Annotated in this window: 18 protein-coding genes; 6 read left to right on the top strand and 12 right to left on the bottom strand. The window is 66.9% G+C overall.

The genetic code is table 11. From position 1 onward, the window contains the following. Positions 1 to 25: 25 nt before the first annotated feature. Both Q1W26_RS21415 and Q1W26_RS21410 read right to left on the bottom strand, forming a co-directional pair. Complete coding sequence (locus Q1W26_RS21415; protein ID WP_300444977.1) at positions 26 to 517, bottom strand: DUF4124 domain-containing protein; 492 nt, start codon at positions 515 to 517, stop codon at positions 26 to 28. Continuing rightward, positions 514 to 2,586: a M3 family metallopeptidase gene (locus Q1W26_RS21410; RefSeq protein ID WP_300444975.1), complete on the bottom strand. Its 2,073-nt coding sequence runs from the start codon at positions 2,584 to 2,586 to the stop codon at positions 514 to 516. Before Q1W26_RS21410 ends, Q1W26_RS21415 begins: the two co-directional genes overlap by 4 nt. 132 nt (positions 2,587 to 2,718) lie before the next feature. On the opposite strand from Q1W26_RS21410, the gene Q1W26_RS21405 reads away from it, so the two are divergent. Beyond that, entirely contained in the window at positions 2,719 to 3,585 is an 867-nt protein-coding gene (locus tag Q1W26_RS21405) for an HDOD domain-containing protein (RefSeq protein ID WP_300444973.1), read from the top strand. Between the two features lie 81 nt (positions 3,586 to 3,666). On the opposite strand, the gene Q1W26_RS21400 is transcribed toward Q1W26_RS21405, so the two are convergent. From Q1W26_RS21400 to Q1W26_RS21375, 6 genes are all read right to left on the bottom strand, one after another. Next, entirely contained in the window at positions 3,667 to 4,599 is a 933-nt protein-coding gene (locus Q1W26_RS21400; RefSeq protein ID WP_300444970.1) for a phosphoribosylaminoimidazolesuccinocarboxamide synthase, read from the bottom strand. A gap of 67 nt (positions 4,600 to 4,666) precedes the next feature. Then, entirely contained in the window at positions 4,667 to 5,971 is a 1,305-nt protein-coding gene (locus Q1W26_RS21395) for a DUF3422 domain-containing protein (RefSeq protein ID WP_300444966.1), read from the bottom strand. A gap of 84 nt (positions 5,972 to 6,055) precedes the next feature. Then, positions 6,056 to 6,448 (bottom strand): hypothetical protein, encoded by a 393-nt coding sequence (locus tag Q1W26_RS21390; protein WP_300444963.1) that lies wholly within the window; start codon positions 6,446 to 6,448, stop codon positions 6,056 to 6,058. Between the two features lie 60 nt (positions 6,449 to 6,508). Next, positions 6,509 to 7,573 carry a class II fructose-bisphosphate aldolase gene (gene fba / locus Q1W26_RS21385; RefSeq protein ID WP_300444960.1) on the bottom strand — a complete coding sequence of 355 codons (1,065 nt, stop codon included), beginning with the start codon at positions 7,571 to 7,573 and terminating at the stop codon, positions 6,509 to 6,511. A 145-nt stretch (positions 7,574 to 7,718) separates the two neighbouring features. Beyond that, the gene (gene pyk, locus Q1W26_RS21380) at positions 7,719 to 9,161 is read right to left on the bottom strand and encodes a pyruvate kinase (RefSeq protein ID WP_300444957.1); all 1,443 of its coding nucleotides are present in this window, start codon (positions 9,159 to 9,161) and stop codon (positions 7,719 to 7,721) included. A gap of 39 nt (positions 9,162 to 9,200) precedes the next feature. Beyond that, positions 9,201 to 11,153 carry a CHASE domain-containing protein gene (locus Q1W26_RS21375; protein ID WP_300444954.1) on the bottom strand — a complete coding sequence of 651 codons (1,953 nt, stop codon included), beginning with the start codon at positions 11,151 to 11,153 and terminating at the stop codon, positions 9,201 to 9,203. Between the two features lie 250 nt (positions 11,154 to 11,403). Here Q1W26_RS21375 and rfbB point away from each other — a divergent pair, with 250 nt between their 5' ends. The 5 genes from rfbB (at position 11,404) to wecB (ending at position 16,190) form a co-directional block, all read left to right on the top strand. Continuing rightward, positions 11,404 to 12,465, top strand: a complete 1,062-nt coding sequence (rfbB, locus tag Q1W26_RS21370; RefSeq protein ID WP_300444951.1) for a dTDP-glucose 4,6-dehydratase — start codon at positions 11,404 to 11,406, stop codon at positions 12,463 to 12,465. Between the two features lie 168 nt (positions 12,466 to 12,633). Continuing rightward, a complete protein-coding gene (rfbD, locus tag Q1W26_RS21365; protein WP_300444948.1) occupies positions 12,634 to 13,527 on the top strand; it encodes a dTDP-4-dehydrorhamnose reductase in 894 nt (297 codons plus the stop codon). A gap of 22 nt (positions 13,528 to 13,549) precedes the next feature. After that, positions 13,550 to 14,431, top strand: coding sequence for a glucose-1-phosphate thymidylyltransferase RfbA (rfbA, locus tag Q1W26_RS21360; RefSeq protein ID WP_300444945.1), 882 nt, complete (start codon positions 13,550 to 13,552; stop codon positions 14,429 to 14,431). Continuing rightward, a complete protein-coding gene (rfbC, locus tag Q1W26_RS21355) occupies positions 14,431 to 14,979 on the top strand; it encodes a dTDP-4-dehydrorhamnose 3,5-epimerase (protein WP_300444943.1) in 549 nt (182 codons plus the stop codon). Before rfbA ends, rfbC begins: the two co-directional genes overlap by 1 nt. A gap of 104 nt (positions 14,980 to 15,083) precedes the next feature. Beyond that, positions 15,084 to 16,190: a UDP-N-acetylglucosamine 2-epimerase (non-hydrolyzing) gene (gene wecB, locus Q1W26_RS21350; RefSeq protein WP_300444941.1), complete on the top strand. Its 1,107-nt coding sequence runs from the start codon at positions 15,084 to 15,086 to the stop codon at positions 16,188 to 16,190. Positions 16,191 to 16,239: 49 nt separating this feature from the next. Here wecB and Q1W26_RS21345 read toward each other — a convergent pair whose 3' ends face one another. Genes Q1W26_RS21345 through Q1W26_RS21330 form a run of 4 tightly spaced genes read right to left on the bottom strand, consistent with a single transcriptional unit; the run spans position 16,240 to position 19,963 of the window. Next, positions 16,240 to 17,010 carry a hypothetical protein gene (locus tag Q1W26_RS21345; RefSeq protein ID WP_300444939.1) on the bottom strand — a complete coding sequence of 257 codons (771 nt, stop codon included), beginning with the start codon at positions 17,008 to 17,010 and terminating at the stop codon, positions 16,240 to 16,242. Between the two features lie 3 nt (positions 17,011 to 17,013). After that, complete coding sequence (locus Q1W26_RS21340) at positions 17,014 to 18,390, bottom strand: hypothetical protein (protein WP_300444936.1); 1,377 nt, start codon at positions 18,388 to 18,390, stop codon at positions 17,014 to 17,016. After that, positions 18,335 to 18,550 (bottom strand): hypothetical protein, encoded by a 216-nt coding sequence (locus tag Q1W26_RS21335; RefSeq protein ID WP_300444934.1) that lies wholly within the window; start codon positions 18,548 to 18,550, stop codon positions 18,335 to 18,337. The genes Q1W26_RS21340 and Q1W26_RS21335 overlap by 56 nt, the downstream gene beginning before the upstream one ends. A gap of 21 nt (positions 18,551 to 18,571) precedes the next feature. After that, complete coding sequence (locus Q1W26_RS21330; RefSeq protein ID WP_300444932.1) at positions 18,572 to 19,963, bottom strand: hypothetical protein; 1,392 nt, start codon at positions 19,961 to 19,963, stop codon at positions 18,572 to 18,574. Positions 19,964 to 19,975: the final 12 nt, after the last annotated feature.

Here is a 19,975-nt window from a genome sequence, read left to right as displayed (position 1 = left end):
TTTTCAGTCGATCACATGCCGCGCTTCAGCGCTTTGCGGCCGGATATCCCGCTTTGTCGAGCAGCCCGTTCCACGCGGTGGCTGCGAATCCGGTTTCCATTTCGCGGCCGACGATGAGGCTCGGGACGACGGGGTCCTTGCCGAAGCGGGTTTTGAAGGCGGCGACGTCGTCGCCGGTTTCGAGCTTTGTTTCGCTGAACGGGATGCCGCGTTTTTCGAGGAGGGCGCGGCCGTTGTCGCAGGGTTTGCCGCAATCCCGGCCGCTGTAGAGCGTGACCGGGAAGGTCTCGGCGGCCTTGCGGGTGGCAAAGGGGAGCTGCGCGTTGCCGCTGTTGGGCTGCACCTTGCGCTCCTCGAACTTCTTGACCTCCTGGGGCGGGGGCTGGTCGCTGTATTGCACGTGGCCATCCTTGTCCACCCAGCGATAGGCGGTTTGCGCCGCCACCGGAAGGGCGGCGGTGAGCAGCACAAGAAGCAGCGGGAGGCCGGCAAGCCGGCCCGGCCGGTTCGGGCTCATGACGCGGCCACCATTCCGCTGTGGCGCAAGAGGGCATCCACCTGAGGTTCGCGGCCGCGGAAAGCCTTGAAGGATTCCAGCGCCGGGCGGCTGCCGCCGACGGCCAGGATTTCGTTCCAGAAGCGCTCGCCGGTTTCCGCGTCGAGCACGCTGCCCCTGGGGCGGCCGCTTTCCTCGAAGGCGGCGAAGGCGTCGGCCGAGAGCACTTCGGCCCACTTGTAGCTGTAGTAGCCCGCCGCGTAGCCGCCGGCAAAGATGTGGCTGAAGCTGTTGGGGAAGCGGTGCCAGGCGGGCGGAACCATCACCGCGACTTCCTTGCGCACTTCGGCCAGCAGATCCATCACGTGCTGGTGGGCGGGGTCGAAATCCATGTGCAGCAGCAGGTCGAAGAGCGAGAACTCGAGCTGGCGCACGGTACCCATGCCGCTCTGGAAGTTCTTGGCGGCGAGCATCTTGTCGAAAAGTGCTTTCGGCAGGGGTTCGCCGGTTTCGGCGTGGGCGGTCATTTCGCGGACCACGTCCCATTCCCAGCAGAAGTTTTCCATGAACTGGCTGGGCAGCTCCACGGCGTCCCATTCCACGCCGTGAATGCCGGAAACCGCCAGGTCGTCGACGCGGGTGAGCAGGTGGTGCAGGCCGTGGCCGGCTTCGTGGAAGAGGGTGATCACGTCGTCGTGGCTGAAGGTGGCGGGCTTGCCGCCCACCGGGCCGGGGAAGTTGCAGACGAGGTAGGCGACCGGCGTTTCGATGCCGCTGGCGACGCGCCGGCGGGTGATGGCGGAATCCATCCAGGCGCCGCCCTTCTTGGTGTCGCGGGCGTAGAGATCAAGGTAGAACTGGCCGATCAGCGCACCGTCGCGCTCAATGCGGAAAAAGCGCACGTCGGGGTGCCAGACGGGGCCGGTGTCGGGCTTGATGTTTACCTGGTAGAGCTTTTCGACGACGCCGAAGAGACCCTGCAGCACCTTGGGTTCGGGCAGGTATTCCTTCACTTCCTGCTCGGAGAAGGCGTACTGGTCGACACGGAGCTTTTCGGAGACATAAGCCACATCCCAGGGTTCGAGCGGGTCGAGGCCGAGTTCATCCTTGGCGAAGGCCTTGAGTTCGGCGAGGTCGCGCTCGGCGAAGGGCTTGGCCTTGACGGCCAGTTCGCGCAGGAAGCCGAGCACCTGCTCGGTGGATTCGGCCATCTTGGGCACGAGGGAGACGTCGGCGTAGTGGCGGTAGCCGAGCATTTTTGCTTCTTCGGCGCGCAGGGCGAGGATCTGGTTGATCAGCGGGCCGTTGTTCCATTCGGGCTTGCTGTAGCCGTTGTCGATTTCGGCGGCGCGGGTGGCGTAGGCGCGGTAGAGGGTTTCGCGCAGCGCGCGCTTGTCGGCGTATTGCAGCACCGGCAGGTAGGAGGGCATCTTGAGGCCGAACTTCCAGCCTTCAATGCCGGCCTTCTCGGCGGCTTCGCGGGCCGCGGCGATGTCGTCGGCAGGCAGGCCTTTGATCTCGGCCTCGTCGGTGACGATGTGGGCGTAGGCGTTGGTGGCGTCGAGGATGTTTTCGGAGAACTTTGCGCCGAGGCTGGCCATTTCTTCCTGGATGGCCTGGAAGCGGGGTTTCTGGTCGTCAGGGAGTTCGGCGCCGGAGAGACGGAAGCCGCGCAGCTCGTTGTCGATGATGCGCTGGCGGGCCGGGCTGAGGGTGGCGAACCCGGCGTCGTTCCGGATCGCTTTATATTTTTCGAAAAGCTTAAGGTTTTGCCCTAATTCGGCGTAAAAACGTGTGACCTCCGGCAGCATCGCGTTGTAGGCCTCGCGCCATTCGGGTGTGTCCATCACGCTGTGCATGTGCGCGGCAACACCCCAGGCGCGGCCGAGGCGCTCGCCGTCGTTCTCCATGGGCTCGACGAAGTTGTCCCAGGTGGGCGCGGCAGGGTCGTCCTGCAGGCGTTCGACGGTGGCGCGCAGGGCCTCGAGGAGGCTGCGCACGGCGGGTTCCACGTGGGCCGGCTGGATCGCGTCGAAGCGCGGCAGACCTGAGAGTTCGAGAAGGGGCGAAGTGGCTGGGGTCGTGGTCATCGTAGTCGGGAGTGATCGGTTGAATGGTTTCATTTTGCCGAATTCTGCGCAGGGTGTCGCCTGTGCTGCGGACAGGGCGAAATGATGGGTCGGAATGTCGGAGCGAGTGTTGGACCGCAATAGGGGGCTGGAGTGACTGACAAGGCATTGAATCTGACGGAGCAGGCGTTTCTGCATGCAATCTCGCAGGAGCTCGAGCGGGGCGAGTTGCGTTTTCCCACGTCGATGGAAGTGACGATGCGGGTGCTGGAGGCGCTGGACGATCCGGACATGGACCTCGGGCGGATGTCGGCCATGGTGTCGGCAGAGCCCCTGCTGGCGGCCCGCACGGTGGCGCTGGCCAACTCTGCCTGGTACAACCCGGGCGGGCGGCTGGTGAGCGACGTGCCCAAGGCGCTGGTGCGCATCGGCTTTGGCAAGCTGCGCGCGCTGGCGATGGCGGTGGCCGCCGAGCAGTTGATGCACCGGGATGTGCTCGGCCCCTTCCAGCCGCTTGTCCGCAAGTTGTGGGCCCACTGCGTGGATGTGGCGGCGACGGCCTGCGTGCTGGCGCGGCGCTGTACCAAGCTCGACCGCGACGCGGCCTTCTTCGCCGGCATGGTGCACGACATCGGCCAGTTCTTCCTGCTGGCCCGGGTGTGGGAATACCCGGAAATGCTCCACGACGAGAGCCCCTTGTCGGATCTCGTGCGGATCTGGCATGCCCCCATCGGGCGGGCTGTGCTGGCGGCGATGAACATGCCGCAGGCGCTGGTGGATGCGGTGGATGATCCCGAAATGTACGGCGGGGTGTGGCCGCCGGAGAACATCTCCGATGTGGTCTTCGTGGCCAACTTGATCGCGGAGACGCGCAATCCCTTCTCGCCGGAGCAGGAGGATTTTCGTCACGGGCTGGCGAAGGCGGCAACCTTCGGGCTGGACGATGCGCGTCTGGCCGAAGTGCTGGCTGAATCGGTCGAGGAGCGGCAGGCGCTGATGAACCTGTTCCACATCGGCTGAACCCGCGCCGTAGCCGGCGCCGGTCGTAAACAAGAACAACCCGCCGCGGCGGGTTGTTTGCTTTGGGCGCGGGGGCCCGGCTTACAGCGTGTTGCCGGTGAGGTGCTCGTAGGCCTCGATGTACTTGGCCGAAGTGCGGGCGAGGACTTCGTCCGGCAGCTTCGGGCCGGGGGCGACCTTGCCCCAGTCGAGGGTTTCGAGGTAGTCGCGCACGTACTGCTTGTCGTAGCTCGGCGGGCTGATGCCTTCGGCGTAGCTGTCGGCGGGCCAGAAGCGGGAGGAGTCCGGCGTCAGGGCTTCGTCGATCAGGTGCAGGGTGCCGGCGGCGTCGATGCCGAACTCGAACTTGGTGTCGGCGATGATGATGCCGCGGGTGGCGGCGTAGTCGGCGGCCTGGGTGTACAGCGCGATTGCGGCGTCGCGGGCTTCGACGACCAACTGGGCGCCCGTCTTGCCGGTGCCCTTGAGCGCTTCGGCGAGGACGGCATCGGTGTGGGCCTGGGCCTGTTCGAAGCTGATGTTCTCGTCGTGGTCACCGACTTCGGCCTTGCTGGCCGGGGTGAAGATCGGGGCGGGCAGCTTTTGCGCCTGCTTGAGGCCGGCCGGCAGCTTGATGCCGCAGATGGCGCCGGTGTCCTGGTAGTCCTTCCAGCCGGAGCCGATCACGTAGCCGCGCACCACGGCTTCGATGGGCAGCGGGGTGAGGCGCTTGACGACCAGCGCGCGGCCGCGAACCTGTTCGCGCTCGTCGGCGGCGACGACGGTTTCGGGGTCGATGCCGGTGAGCTGGTTGGGGACGATGTGGCCCAGTCTGGCAAACCAGAAGCCGGCCATCGCGGTGAGCACTTCACCTTTGCGGGGAATCGGATCGGGCAGGATCACGTCGAAGGCCGACAGGCGGTCGGAGGTGACGATGAGCAGCTTGTCGGCGTCAACGGCGTAGATGTCCCGCACCTTGCCACGACCGAGGAGGGGCAGGCTGCGGATGGAGGATTCGAAGAGCGGAGTGGTCACGGTCTGGGTGTCCGACGGTCAAAACGCGATTATAAGTGAAGAGTGGGGGCGAAGAGCGCTGGGGTACTCAGTGGCTGCTGCCTTCGGCTGCCGCCAGGTGCTTTCTCATCCTGCGCGTGCCGATGGCCACGAACAGGGCGATGAGCGGGATCGCCGCCGCGGTGAGGATTTCGGGGGTGAGCGGTTCGATGTAGTGTTTTACGCCCTTGGCCAGGTATTGCACGAGTTGCGAGGCGTAATAGGTGATGGCGACGACCGACAGGCCTTCGACGGTTTCCTGGAGGTGGAGCTGGAGCTTGGCGCGCCGGTTCATCTGGGCGAGCAGTTCCTGGTTCTGGCGTTCCAGCTCCACCTCGACGCGGGTGCGCAGGAGCTGGCTGTTGCGGGCGACCCGGCCGGAGAGGTCTTCCTGGCGGCGGGCCATGGTTTCGCAGGTGTGCATGGCCGGCAGCAGGCGCCGTTCCATGAATTCGTGGAAGGTGGGCAGGCCCGAGATGCGCTCCTCGCGGAGTTCGTCGATGCGCTGCATGACCAGGCTGTGGTAGGCCCGGGCGGCACCGAAGCGGAAGGTGGTGCGGGCGACGGAGTGCTCGACCTCCGCGGCCATCGTGGTGAGGTCGGCGAGCACGCTGCGCTCGTCTTCCGGCGAGCGGGCCGAGCCGGTGCGGTCCATGAGTTCGGCGAGCAGGCGTTCGGATTCGCCCAGCCGGCGGCCCACTTCCTTGGCCACCGGAAACGCCAGCAGGGCCATCAGGCGATAGGTTTCGATTTCGACGAGGCGCTGCACGGTGCGGCCGGCCTGGCGGCGGGTGAGGGCGACGTCGATGACCAGAAAGCGCGAGAAGCCGTTTTCGAACAAGAAGTCGGTGAATACCCAGGCCGCACCGTCGGCGACCCGGGCGCCGACCATCTGCCGGCCAGTGGGCGAGAGCCGGGCCATCACGCTTTCCGGCGTGATTTCGGCGGCGCTGCGCAGTTCGACGTGGGTGGCGACGATGAGCTGGCCGGGAATGCTCTGGAGCCAGGCCGCGGGCACCACGGCGAGGGCGGAGGTGGAGTCGTCCAGGCCTTCGCCGGGCGCCACGGCGCGGAAGATGGTGTAGCTGGAGAATTCGTTGTGGAGCTCCCACTTGAGCTGGAAGCTGCCGAAGTCGATCAGGCTGTGGCTGCCCTCCACGTCGATGGGCCGGTTGAGGAGCTTGCCGAGGGCAATCAGGTGCTGGAGCGCGGCGCCGGACTGCTCGCCTTCATGGAACAGGGCGAGGTAGCTGATGAGCTGGGGGCTTTCCAGCGGCACCGGCGGGCGGGCGTGGAATTCTTCGTTGAGGGCCTGGCGCTGTGCGTGCTCGGTGAAGTGGACGGGCAGAGTCATGGGGCAATGCGCCAAGCGTGATCGGGCGGCCATCTTGCCGTTACGGCGGCCCGGCTGGCAAGGGGATGCAGCGCGCGGGCGCGCTCAGAAGGGGCGCAGGAAGCTGACGGCGAGCGCTGCCAAGGCAAGCACGAGGGTGATGCCGAGCCCTATGCCGAGGGTGCGCACGCGGCGGCGGAGTTCTTCGGCGGCGCGCACGAGGTCGGCGTTCTGGCTGGCGAGGGCGGCGAGGAGTTCGGCGCTTTCCTGCTGGCGGGCGTCGATTTCGGCGAGGCGGGTTTCAAGGGCGAATATGCGCGCCTCGGGGCTGGCGACGGGGTCGGCAAGCGTGGTGCCGCCGGGGGTTTCCGTGTCGGTGGTCTTGCGGCTGGAAACCTTTTGCCAGAGTTTTTTTGCGCCCTTGGCGACGGTGGGGGCGTGGGTGATGACGTCGGTCCAGGGAATGGCGCTGAACAGCGCGAACCAGGGTGCTGCCATCGGGGGGGCCTTTCAGGAAGTTCGGGGCACGGAAAATCCGTGCCTCGAACCTGGGACTGCTTAACGGACGATCTGGTTCAGTGCGCCGCTCTTGTAGCCGGCGGCGATCTTGTCCAGGGAGATCGGCTTGATCTTGCTGGCGTTGCCGGCAGCGCCAAAGGCTTCGAAGCGGGCCTTGCAGACCAGCTTGGCGGCTTCGCGGGCGGGCTTGAGGTAGTCGCGCGGGTCGAACTTGGAGGGGTTTTCGAACATGTACTTGCGGATCGCGCCGGTCATCGCGAGGCGGATGTCGGTGTCGATGTTGATCTTGCGCACGCCGTACTTGATGCCCTGGACGATTTCCTCGACGGGCACGCCGTAGGTTTCCTTCATGTCGCCGCCGTACTGGCGAATGATTTCGAGGAGCTCTTGCGGCACGCTGGAGGAGCCGTGCATGACCAGGTGGGTGTTGGGGATGCGGGCGTTGATGGCCTTGATGCGTTCGATGGCGAGGATGTCGCCGGTGGGCTTGCGGCTGAACTTGTAGGCGCCGTGGCTGGTGCCGATGGCGATGGCCAGGGCGTCGCAGTTGGTGAGCTTGACGAAGTCGGCGGCCTGGTCGGGGTCGGTGAGCATTTGCGAGTGATCGAGCACGCCTTCGGCGCCGATGCCGTCTTCCTCGCCGGCCTGGCCGGTTTCGAGGGAGCCGAGGCAGCCCAGTTCGCCTTCGACGCTGACGCCGATGGCGTGGGACATTTCAACCACGCGGCGGGTCACGTCGACGTTGTATTCGTAGGAGGACGGGGTCTTGCCGTCTTCGAGGAGCGAGCCGTCCATCATCACCGACGAGAAGCCGGAGCGGATGGCGCCCATGCAGATGGCGGGGGACTGGCCGTGGTCCTGGTGCATGACCACCGGGATGTGCGGGTAGGCTTCGACGGCGGCGTCGATGAGGTGGCGCAGGAAGGCTTCGCCGGCGTATTTGCGGGCGCCGGCACTGGCTTGCATGATCACCGGGCTGTCGGTTTCCGCAGCGGCTTCCATGATGGCCTGGACTTGTTCGAGGTTGTTGACGTTGAACGCAGGCAGGCCATAGCCGTTTTCGGCGGCGTGGTCGAGAAGCTGGCGCATGGAAACGAGGGACATGGTTTTTCTCCGGATGGCCGGGAGCCCGGCCGGGGGTAGACGTAAAAACCCGGATTCTAGCGTGTCGGCATGCGCCCTGGGCGCCGGCAGGGGCAAGATTTGCCCCGCGGCGTTAGGAGTTGCACGGCGGCCTTGCCGGAAGGCCTTACACGGGGCCCGGCCTGGGCGTTTCGCCGACCCGCACGATCTTCATGGTGTTGGTGCCGCCCGCCGAGCCGATGGGTTCGCCGATGGTGAGCACGATGAGGTCGCCGTAGTCGACCACGCCCTGTTCGAGCAGGATCTGCTCGGCTTCCCACAGCATGACGTCGCGGTCGGCATGGACTTGCGACATGAGCAGCGGGTAGACCTCGCGGTAGAGCGTCATCTGGTTGCGGGCGGAGACTTCGGGGGTGAGGGCGTAGATCGGCACGCCGCTGTTGAGCCGGCTCATCCACAGCGCGGTCGAGCCGGTTTGGGTGAGGGAGGCGATGGCCTTGACCTTGAGGTGGTAGGCCGTCCACATGGCGGCCATGGCGATGGACTGGTCGATGCGCGTGAACACGCGGTCGAGGAAGTCGCGGTCCATGGTGACTTCGGCGGATTTTTCGGCCTCGAGACAGATGCGCGCCATGGATTCGACCACTTCGACCGGAAACTTGCCGGAGGCGGTTTCGGCGGACAGCATCACGGCGTCGGTGCCGTCGAGCACGGCGTTGGCCACGTCGGAGACTTCGGCGCGGGTGGGCACCGGGCTGTGGATCATGGATTCCATCATCTGGGTGGCGGTGATGGCCAGCTTGTTGCGTTCGCGGGCGAGGCGAATCATGCGTTTTTGCAGCGCCGGCACCGCGGCGTCGCCGACTTCGACGGCCAGGTCGCCGCGGGCCACCATGATGCCGTCGGAGGCGTCGAGGATTTCTTCGAGGTTGGCGACGGCCTCGGTGCGTTCGATCTTGGCGATCAGGATGGCGCTGCTGCCGGCGGCGCGCAGCAGCTGGCGGGCCATGTACATGTCGGCCGAGCTTTTCGGAAACGAGATGGCGACGAAATCGACGCCGATCTGCGCGGCCGTCTTGATGTCGTCCATGTCCTTGGCGGTGAGCGCCGGTGCGGTGAGGCCGCCGCCCTGGCGGTTGATGCCCTTGTTGTTGGAAAGCTCGCCACCCACCATCACGCGGCAGAAAATCTCGTGGCCGAGGATGCGCTCGACGCTCAGCTTGAGGCGGCCGTCGTCGAGGAGCAGTACGTCGCCGTTCTTGACGTCGCGGGGCAGGTCCTTGTAATCGAGCCCGGCGCGCTGGGCGTTGCCGAGTTCGCACTTTGCATCGAGGATGAAGGCGGTGTCTTTTTGCAGCGTGATCTTGCCGTTTTCGAACTTGCCGACGCGAATCTTGGGGCCCTGCATGTCGGCCAGGATGCCCACCGGACGGCTTGCCAGCAAGGCGGCTTCGCGGATTTGCGCCGCGCGCTGGATGTGGTCGGCCGCGGTGCCGTGGGAGAAGTTAAGGCGCACCACATCCACGCCCGACTGCACCAGGCGTTCCAGGGTGGCGATGTCGGATGAGGCGGGGCCGAGGGTGGCGACAATCTTGGTGTGGCGGGACATGCAGTCTCCTGGGTGAGGGCGGTTGATGGCTCGGGGATTCTAATCGTGCGGGCTTGCGGTATCCGGTGCGGCGCTGGCGCCGTTGCGTCCGGTGGTCTTGGTGCGGTACATCGCCGCGTCGGCGTTGCGGGTGAGGGTTTCGATGTCCTCGCCGTGCTCGGGGTAGAGGGCGATGCCGATGCTGACCGAAACCAGCCGCTCGGTGCCGTCGAGCATGAAGGGCTGGTTGGTGGCGAGGCGGATCTTTTCGGCTACGCCGAGGGCTTCTTCCATGGAATGGATGTCGTGGAGCAGGATCATGAACTCGTCGCCGCCCTGGCGCGCCAGCAAGTCGCTGGCGCGCAGCGCCTGGCGCATGCGCGCCGCTGCGGCGATCAGCAACTGGTCGCCGGCGGCGTGGCCCAGGGTGTCGTTGATTTCCTTGAAGCGGTCGAGGTCGAGAAAAAGCAGCGCGAAGCGCGTGTGGTGGCGCCGGGCGATCAGCAGGCTGGTGTTCATCTGGTCGAGGAACTTGGCCCGGTTGGCCAGCCCGGTGAGCGCGTCGTGGGTGGCCAGATAGTGGATGCGCTGCTCCGATGCCTTGCGCTCGGAGATGTCGGTGATGGTCAGGATGACCCCTTGCAAGCGGCCTTGGGCGTCGAAGTGGGGGGCGTCGGTGACGATGGCGGTGAGGGGCTCGCCGTCGGCCTTGACCAGCTCCTGCTCGTAGGTGGCGGTTTCACCCTCTTGAAGGCGCCGGGAGAGCGCCCGGCTGCGCGAGGGCCTCTCGCCTGGCCACAGGCTGTCGATGCGCTTGCCGATGAGTTCGCTGTCCGGGTAGCCGAGCATCGCAATGAGGCGCGGGTTGAGGAAGGTGAAGCGCAGCTCGGCATCGAGGGAGGCAATGCCGTCCTGGGACAGATTGACCAGGGTGCTGTAACGCGTTTCGCTGGTCCGCAGCGAGGCGCCCGCGCGGTCGAGGGCGATGGCGCGCTTGTGCGCCGCGAAGAACGAGGCCGTGAGCAGCACGAAGAGGGCGCCGATCAGCACCACGGCGCCCTGCTCCAGCAGCACGGCTTCGCGGTTGAGGGTGAAGCCGGCGGTGCTGTCGAACACCAGGGTCCAGGTCCGGTTGTCCAGTTCGAGGAGGGTGCGACGGGTGAGCGCGCTGGCGACGGCGGCGCGATCCGGGTGATTGTCGAAGAGGAGATTGTCGGGGGTCTCGTCGTGACCGTCGAAGATCCGGATGTGGATGCGGCTTTCCGATTCGCCGAGGGTGCCGGTGATCAGGTCGCCCAGCCGGAAGGGGCTGAACACCCAGCCGATGAAGGCGCGCTCCCGCTGGGCAGGGGTGTCGAGGGGCGTTTCCTTGCGGAAAACCGGGAGGTATAGAAGCACGCCGGACTGGATGTCGGTGCTGGTCTCCTGCACCAGCCGAACCCTGGCGGAAAGGGCCGCCACGCCAAGGTAGCGGGCCCGCTCCATGGCTTCGTGGCGGATTGGCTCGGAGAACATGTCATAGCCGAAGGCACGCTGGTTGCGCCAGTCGAAGGGTTCGAGAAAGACGATGGCGCTGTATTCATCACGCGGGCCGGGCGGGCTGACCCGGTAGTCGGGGAAACCTTCGGCCCGGATGTGCTGCTCGTGGCTCGCCAGCTGGCTGGCCGGAATATGCACCGCAAAGCCGACGCCCTGTATCCCTGCATAGTCGGCATGCAGGCGCAGGTCCGTCACGTATTGCCGCCACTCCTCGCGGTTCACTTCCTTCGAGGCGGCGAACAATGCCCGCGCGCCACGCAGCACCTGGCGGTAGGCCTTGAAACGCTCTTCGATCCTGAGGGTGATCTCGGTCGTCTCGAGCAGGAAGGCACTTTCGCGGGCCTGGTCATGCGTCTGTTCGATGCGGCTGATGGCGAAGTATCCGACCACGGTGGCCAGCACACAGGCAATGAGCGTGGGCACCACGATCGCGCGCAGCAGGCTGGACGACTGTTCCCCTGCGAATGCCTTCATTTCCGGATTCTCTCCCCCCGAAAAACAACTTTACAGTGGCGCCGAAAGGCTTGTCACACAGGCTGAATCATAATAACGGCAGCACGCCGCCCAAATTTGACTCTTTGGCCGGACATCCCGGATGTTTGCGATAGTTCCTTATTCCGTGTGGGGCAGGATGTCATAATTGCAGCCTTCCCGGGCGTGGCGGGCCGTTCTGAATGGCCCTTCCGTCGAGGCACGCGCCTGATCTGCTAATCCAAGGACTCACATGATTCTCGTAACCGGCGGCGCCGGCTTTATCGGTGCAAACTTCGTACTCGACTGGCTTCGCGTGAGCGACGAGCCGGTGGTCAATCTGGATGCCCTCACCTACGCGGGCAACCTGCAAAACCTCGCCTCGCTCAAGGGCGATGCGCGCCACATTTTTGTGCAGGGCGACATCTGCGACCGTGAACTGATCGACCGCCTGCTCGCGCAGCATCGCCCCCGCGCCATCGTTCACTTTGCCGCCGAAAGCCACGTCGATCGCTCGATCCATGGCCCCGGCGATTTCATCCGCACCAACGTGAACGGCACCTTCACGCTGCTCGAAGCTGCCCGCGGCTACTGGAGCGCGCTCGAGGCCGACGCCAAGGCCGCCTTCCGCTTCCACCATGTGAGCACCGACGAAGTGTACGGCTCCCTCGGCCCCAATGATCCGGCCTTCACCGAGACCAAAACCTACGAGCCCAACAGCCCGTACTCGGCCAGCAAGGCCGCCTCCGACCACCTCGTGCGCGCCTGGCACCACACCTACGGCCTGCCGGTCACCACCAGCAACTGCTCCAACAACTACGGCCCGTACCACTTCCCGGAAAAGCTCATCCCGCTGATGATCGCCAACGCGCTCGCCGGCAAGCCGCTGCCCGTGTATGGCGACGGCCAGCAGATCCGCGACTGGCTGTTCGTCACCGACCACTGCAGCGCCATCCGCGCCGTGCTCGCCACCGGCACCCCGGGCGAGGTCTACAACGTGGGCGGCTGGAACGAAAAGCCGAACATCGAAATCGTGCACACCCTCTGCGCGCTGCTCGACGAACTCAAGCCCGACCCGGCCGGCAGCTACACGCGGCTCATCACCTACGTCACCGACCGCCCCGGCCACGACCGCCGCTACGCCATCGACGCCCGCAAGATAGAACGCGAACTCGGCTGGCGCCCGTTTGAGACCTTCGAAACCGGCATCCGCAAAACCGTCGAGTGGTACCTCGCCAACCAGGACTGGGTCGCCCAGGTGCTGAGCGGCGCCTACCGCGAGTGGGTCGAAAAGAACTACGAGGGGCGCACCTGAGGGATGGCCATGTAGCCACGGATGGGCGACTTCAGTCGCCCATCCGTGGTTAATCAACGAAGAAGCGGGCGACTGAAGTCGCCCCTACACATGTCCTACATGCTCCCTGCAACGCCCTCACGCTCACCCGCCCAGGCCCCACTTCCTACGCCCGATTTCCTGCTCCCCATGAAAATCCTTCTCCTCGGCAAGAACGGCCAGGTCGGCTGGGAACTCCAGCGCAGCCTCGCCCCGCTGGGTCAGCTCGTGGCCCTCGACCACGACGGCGCGCCCGGCCTCTCCGGTGACTTCGCCCACCCGGAAAGCCTCGCCGCCACCGTGCGCAGCGTGGCCCCCGATCTCATCGTCAATGCCGCCGCCCACACCGCCGTGGACAAGGCCGAAAGCGAACCGGAGTTCGCCCGCGCCCTCAACGCGCTGGCCCCCTTTGTCCTCGCCCGTGAAGCCGCCGCCTGCGGCGCGCTGCTCGTGCATTACTCCACCGACTACGTCTTCGACGGCAGCGGCAGCGCCCCCAGGGATGAGGACGCCCCCACCGGCCCGCTGTCGGTGTACGGCGCCACCAAGCTCGAAGGCGAAGAACTCATCCGCGCCAGCGGCTGCCGTCACCTCATCTTCCGCACCAGCTGGGTGTACGCCGCCCGCGGCGGCAACTTCGCCCGCACCATGCTCAGGCTGGCCGCCGAACGCGACCGGCTGACCGTCATCAACGACCAGCACGGCGCCCCCACCGGCGCCGAACTGCTCGCCGACGTCACCGCCCACGCCGCGCGCCTGACCCTCGCCAACCCGGCGCTGGCCGGCACCTACCACCTCGTCGCCGGGGGCGAAACCACCTGGTACGACTACGCCCGCCACGTCATCGAATTCGCCCGCGCCCGGGGTGTGCCGATCCAGGTCGCCGCGGACGCCATCCAGCCCGTACCGACCAGCGCCTTCCCGACCCCGGCGCAGCGCCCGGCCAACTCGCGCCTGGCCACGCACAAGCTCCAGGCCGCCTTCGGCCTCGTCTTGCCGCCGTGGCAGCAGGGCGTGGAACGCATGCTGAACGAGATTCTGTAAATAACCGACAAAGGCCTCCACCATGCAACGCAAAGGCATCATCCTCGCCGGCGGATCCGGCACCCGGCTGCACCCGGCCACCCTCGCCGTCTCCAAGCAGCTCATCCCGGTCTACGACAAACCGATGATCTACTACCCGCTCAGCACCCTCATGCTGGCCGGCATCCGCGACATCCTCATCATCTCCACCCCCCAGGACACCCCGCGCTTCCAGCAACTGCTGGGCGACGGCAACCAGTGGGGCCTCAACCTGCAATACGCCGTCCAGCCCAGCCCGGACGGCCTCGCCCAGGCCTTCATCATCGGCGAAGACTTCGTCGGCAACGGCCCCAGCGCGCTGATCCTCGGCGACAACCTCTTCTACGGCCACGACTTCGGCACCAGCCTGCGCACCTCCAGCGCCCGCAATGACGGCGCCACCGTCTTCGCCTACCCGGTGCACGACCCCGAGCGCTACGGCGTCGTCGAATTTGACCAAGATGGCCGCGCCATCAGCCTCGAAGAAAAGCCCACCCAGCCCAAGAGCCGCTACGCCGTCACCGGCCTCTACTTCTACGACAACCGCGTCGTCGACGTGGCCAAGAACCTCAAGCCCGGCGTGCGCGGTGAACTCGAAATCACCGACGTCAACCGCCAGTACCTCGAATGGGACGCGCTGGACGTGCAGGTCATGGGCCGCGGCCACGCCTGGCTCGACACCGGCACCCACGAAAGCCTGCTCGAAGCCAGCCTGTTCATCCAGACCATCGAAAAGCGCCAGGGCCTCAAGATCGCCTGCCCCGAAGAAATCGCCTGGCGCGCCGGCTGGATCAACACCGAACACCTGCAGAAACTGGCCGCCCCGCTGGCCAAGAACGGCTACGGCCAATACCTGCAGCGCATCATCGAAGAGAAGGTGTTCTGATGAAAGTCATCGAAACCGCCATCCCGGGCCTCTTGATCCTCGAACCCAAAGTGTTCGGCGACGCCCGCGGCTTCTTCATGGAAAGCTACAACGCCAAGGCCTTCCAGGACGCCACCGGTCTTGACGTGACTTTCGTGCAGGACAACCACTCCCGCTCGGGCAAGGGCGTGCTGCGCGGCCTGCACTACCAGGTCGAACAGGCCCAGGGCAAGCTCGTGCGGGTCACCCGCGGCAGCGTCTTCGACGCGGTCGTGGATCTGCGCAAATCGTCCCCGACCTTCGGCCAGTGGGCGGGGGTGGAACTCAGTGAAGAGAACAATCGCCAGCTGTGGATTCCGCCGGGCTTTGCCCACGGTTTCCTGGTGACCAGCGACTCCGCCGATTTCCTGTACAAGACCACCGACTACTACGCCCCGCAGTTCGAGCGCAGCCTGGCCTGGAACGACCCGACGGTGGGCGTCGAATGGCCGCTGGCCGGCGCCGCTCCCCTGTTGTCCGCCAAGGATGTCGCCGGCAAGCCGCTGGCCGAGTGCGAAACCTTTGCCTGATTGGCCGGTGCGCGTTCAAGCGCATATCTGACAATTATTTCTTCGTAAAGCCCGAGGACGGCGCGTGATAATGCGCGCCTGTCACTCTGCCCCTGGAGCCCCGTATGTCCCGTTCGCTGATCTACCTCGTTGCCGGCGCCCGTCCCAACTTCATGAAGATCGCGCCCATCGTGCGCGCCCTGCAGGCCCGTGCCGACCGCTTCGAGTTCCGGATCGTCCATACCGGCCAGCACTATGACCGCGAGATGAGCGACGTCTTCTTCGACGAACTGGGCATTCCCAAGCCCGACTATCACCTTGAAGCCGGCGGCGGCAGCCACGCCACCCAGACCGCCAAGATCATGGTGGCCTTCGAGGAAATCTGCCAGACGGCCCGTCCCGATTGTGTGCTGGTGGTGGGCGACGTGAATTCCACGCTGGCCTGCTCCATCGACGCCAAGAAGCTGAATATTCCCGTGGTTCACGTGGAAGCCGGCCTGCGCAGCGGCGACATGCGCATGCCCGAAGAGATCAACCGGCTGGTAACCGACAGCATTTCCGACTGGTTCTTCTGCACCGAACCGGCCGGTGTGGCCAACCTGCTGAACGAAGGCAAGAGCAAGGACGTGGTGTTCAACGTCGGCCACGTGATGGTCGACAACCTGTTGTTCCAGCGCGACAAGCTCGACGCCGCCGACAAGACCGGCATGGCCACCGAGGCCATCAAGGCCCAATACCCGAAGTACGGCGTGGTTACGCTGCACCGCCCGTCCAACGTGGACGACGAAGCCAACCTGCGCGGCATCGCCGGCGCGCTCAGGGCGATCGCGGCCGACCTGCCGTTGATCTTCCCGGTGCACCCGCGCACCCGCGGCAACCTCGAAAAGTTCGGCCTCGACCTGGGCCCCAACGTGGTGCTGACCAAGCCCCAGTCCTACATGGAGTTTCTCAACCTGTGGAAAGACGCCTCGCTGATCCTCACCGACAGCGGCGGCCTGCAGGAAGAAACCACTGCGCTGGGCATTCCCTGCCTCACCCTGCGCGAGAACACCGAGCGCCCGGTGACCGCCGACGAAGGCAGCAACGTGCTGGTGGGCACCGACCCGGTGCGCATTCTTGAAGAGGCCGCCAAGGTGCTGGCCGGCCAGGGTAAACACGGCCGTCGCCCGGCCCTGTGGGACGGCAAGGCCGCCGAGCGCATCGTTGCCGAACTGGATCGTCTGCTGGCCTGAGTTTCATCGGCCCAGCCAGAAAGCCGCTGCCTCGCCGCAGCGGCTTTTTTTATGCCGGCGCGGGTTTGCCGGAAGGGTGCAGCGTGATGCTGAGGTCGCGGATCAGGTCTTCCGGTTCGGCGGTGCCGAGGGTCAGGGCCAGTTCCAGTTCGCCGTGGATCAGGCATTGGGCCACGCCGAGCTGCCAGCCGGGCGCGGCCGGGTCGAGGCTGCGCGCAATGCCGGCAAGCCCGACGCGCGGCCTCGCCAGGCGCAGGGCAAGGCCTGGCGGTGCGCCGGTGAGATCGATCACGTTGAGTTGTTCGAAGCACGTCAGCACCGCGGCGAGGCTGCGGGCGAGCAGGGCATCCACGCTGGCCGGATCCCTGGCCCAGGCGCGCAGTTCGAGTTCGACCCGTCCGTGGGAGCGTTCGCGGTAGCCGGCGCAGTGGGGGCCGCGGGTGCGGGCGAAGACCGGGCCGGCGGGCGTGCGAAACAGGCGCAGCGTGCGCTCGTCCAGCAGCCAGGCGTCACCGCGGGCGAGGATGTGGCCGGGCGGGCAGTGGACTTCGACCAGCTCGCCCACTGCGGCGGCGGGCAGCGGAAAGTTGAGGGGTTTGCCGGACGCGGCCTTGAGCACTCCCTGCCAGCCAGAGAAAGCCGGTTCGCGGCCGGGGGCGTCCCCTTCGCTGTGCTCGCAGTCGAGGCGCAGGGCGCACACGGCCAGCCGGCTTGGGGTGCCGTCCGGTGGCGCCAGGGCGGGGCCGGCCTGCACGTCTTGTTCGGCATCGAGGCTGGCCTGAATGGCGGGTAAAAGCAGGTTTTCGATGGCGCCGAGCATGGTTCAGCCTTCTGTTGTGATGGGGCCCAGCACGCCGGCCTGAAGTTGCAGCCACGGCATGTCGCCGGGTTCGTCCAGGGGCAGCCAGGGGCCGCCGGCCTTGCGGAAGAAGCTGCCGGTGACGGTATCGGGCCGGTTTTCGTCGGCGTACCACAGGGCTTCGCCCTGCGTGACGGTGAGCACCAGCCACCAGGGCCGGGCGGGCAGGTTGAGGGGGGCGGGCAGGCGCACACGAAACCATGCGGCCGCGGGTGCGGCGCCTGCCAGTTCCAGCGCCCAGGCCAGGAGGGGCGTTTCGACGGGGCCTGCGCTGCTGTCGGCGTGAATGCTCAGGCGGCCCACGATCTGCGCCGCGAGGGGGCGCAGGCGCAGCGCGACGCTGGATAACGCGATGTTCTTGGGCAGCGCGGCCAGTTGCACTGCGGCCGCATGCTGCGGGCTGCACAGGCGGGCGATGCGGCTTGCGCCGGGGCCGGCGGGCAGGTGTTCGTGCTCGCCCTGGCGGGGCTGGTCGACGGGCTCGACAGGCGGCTCCGGCGGCGTGGCGGGCCGGGGCGGCGCTTCCAGTTCGGCCTCGAAGGCCACGATGCGCAACAGCTCGGCGTTGGCGGCCCGGAGCTGCAGCGGCACGGCCGTGGCGTCCGGGTGGTCGCCCAGGTAGCGGTTGGCGGCGCGGGCCAGGCCGGGCACGTCGAGGGCGGCGGCCGGCAGCGGGCCGTCGGGGCTGAAGAAGGGTGGATCGTCGCCGATGGCCAGGCTGACAAGGCAGGGCTGGCGGGTGAAGCGCAGGCCTATCCGGCGGCCGGTGAGGGCGCCGGGAATCAGCACGCCGGTACGTTTTTCCGCGGCATCGCCCTCGATCAGCATCTCGGCCATCAGGCGCGCTGCGCACTGGGCTGGAAAGCGCTGCTCGGTGCCGGCGGGCAGGGTGTCGAGGGGCGCCAGGGGCAGCCAGTTGCTGCTGCTGAACAGGCGGATGCGGGCGCCGGTCTTGCGCGCCGGGACAAGGGCGCCGGCGGTCGGCGGCGAGGCGTCGAGGATCAGCCCGACGAGGGCGCGGGTCTGGCCCCAGTCGGCGCCGGCCCACAGCCACGGGGCGTCGGCCTTGCCCGCCATCGGGCCGGAATCGGCCACCAGCGCCGGGAATTCGGGCGTCAGTTCGCTGGCGTCGGCGGCGGCGAGTTGCAGGCGGACGCGGGCCAGGCGGCGCCCGGCCGGCACGTTCAGGCTGAGTGCCAGGCCGCTGCCGGCGGCAAAATCGCGCCCTGCGGCGGGTTTGCCGTCGGGGGCGAGGAGGGTGGCCGCGTCGCCCACGGTGGCAGGCTCAGCGGGCCACCAGGCGCGGGCCGGGTGGGTCGGCGCTGTCGTCTTGCGGGGCATCCGCGGCGAGCACTTCTTCGAGCACCTGGATGGCGCCGCTGATGCGCATCAGGGTGGTGCGCAGTTCGTCCTGCTTTTTTTGCAGGTCGTTCATCACGCCAACGCCGGTTTCGTACTCGGTGCGCAGTTCCTGCAGACGGGTTTCGATCTGGGATTTCATGGGGGCTCCTGGTGGTGGCGGTCAGCGAAGAAAGACGAAGACGTCGATGATGCCGGTGTGGCCGTCGAAATCTTCGAGGGCCTTGCCGATGGTGGTGCCGGCAGCGTTGGCGTCGGCGCGCATGGCGTGGCCCGGCGGGGTGGCGGCGGTGAGCAGGTCGCCCCGGCGGATCGGGCCGTTTTCGCCGCTCACCTTGCAGGGTACGCGGCCGGCGAGGGCCACCGGGTATTCGCCGGGCTGGGGCACCCGGCGCGCCGGGTCGACGCCCAGCAGCACGCCCGGTTGCGAGGAGATCACTCCCAGCACCAGCGGGTCGCGGCAGCGCCGGCAGCGCAGAATGCCGCGGCCGTCGGGGTCGAGGCTGACGACGTCGCCGGCTTCCAGCACTTCACGGGTGTCGAAGTTTTCGGCCAGGTCGCGGTTGCCGCTCTGGTAGCCGTTCCTCGACCAGATCGTGCCTTCGGCCTCGACGTCCCAGGTGTGGATGCCGCCGGCCCAGCCGGGGGTCTTGGGTGTTGGCGAGAAGCCGTGGGTGCCGAGATTGCCGTCGATGAACACGTTGTCCCACATCTTTACGACACGGTTGAGGGGCGCGCCGGTGGAGCGGCCGAGGATCATCAGCGCCTTGTAGTTGCCGCCGTCGTTCTCGATTGCGGCGTAGCCGGCGGTGTTGCCGAAGCCGGTGTGATTGTGGGTGGTTTCGGTGAAGTAGAGGTCGGAGCCGCCGGCGTGAATGGCGCCGCGCACGTCCAGCCGCCCGGCCGGGGCGTCGGTGCCGATGCCGACGCTGGCGTCGTTGAAGGCGCAGACCTTGCTGCCCAGCGTGACCACGTTGTGGGCTCTGCTGCCATCGGCTTCCATGCGCAGGAAGCGGAACTCCTGGCCCGCCCCGTCGGCGCTCATGTGCAGGTTGACGCCGGCCCGGGCGGGGTCGAGGCGCTTCCAGGCGCCGTCGAAGTAGGTGTTCCAGCCCAGGTTGGACCAGGCGTTGCCCTTGGCGCCGGCATCAAGGGCGGTCAGCTCGCCCAGTTGCAGGCGGCAGGCGCCGGGCTTGTCGTTGCCCACGGCGAGGCGTTCGGTGATGGCGAGGCTGCCGCGGATGGTGTCGCCGTTGCGGCTGACCAGCGTTTTAATGCCGGCCAGGATGCCGTCGATCTCGGCCAGCAGCACGCGGGCGTTAACTTTCAGTTCGCCACGCACGTCGAGGGCCTGCACGGTGACGCTGGCGGCGGGGTCGATGCGGCTGCCGTCGATGGCCTTTTCGCGGATGCCTTCGCGGGGAACCGGTGCGCCGCCGCTGTGGTCGTGGCGGGCGAGCTCTTCGCGGGCTTGCACCTGGGCTTCGTTCCAGTCGTCGGCGCGGATGATGTCGCCAGCGCTGCGTTTGACGTAGGGGTCGGGGCGGTCGGCCATGGTCGTGCTCCG

The organism is Zoogloea sp. (assembly GCF_030157465.1).
GTDB lineage: Bacteria > Pseudomonadota > Gammaproteobacteria > Burkholderiales > Rhodocyclaceae > Zoogloea.
This window is presented reverse-complemented; position numbering and strand designations above follow the sequence as displayed.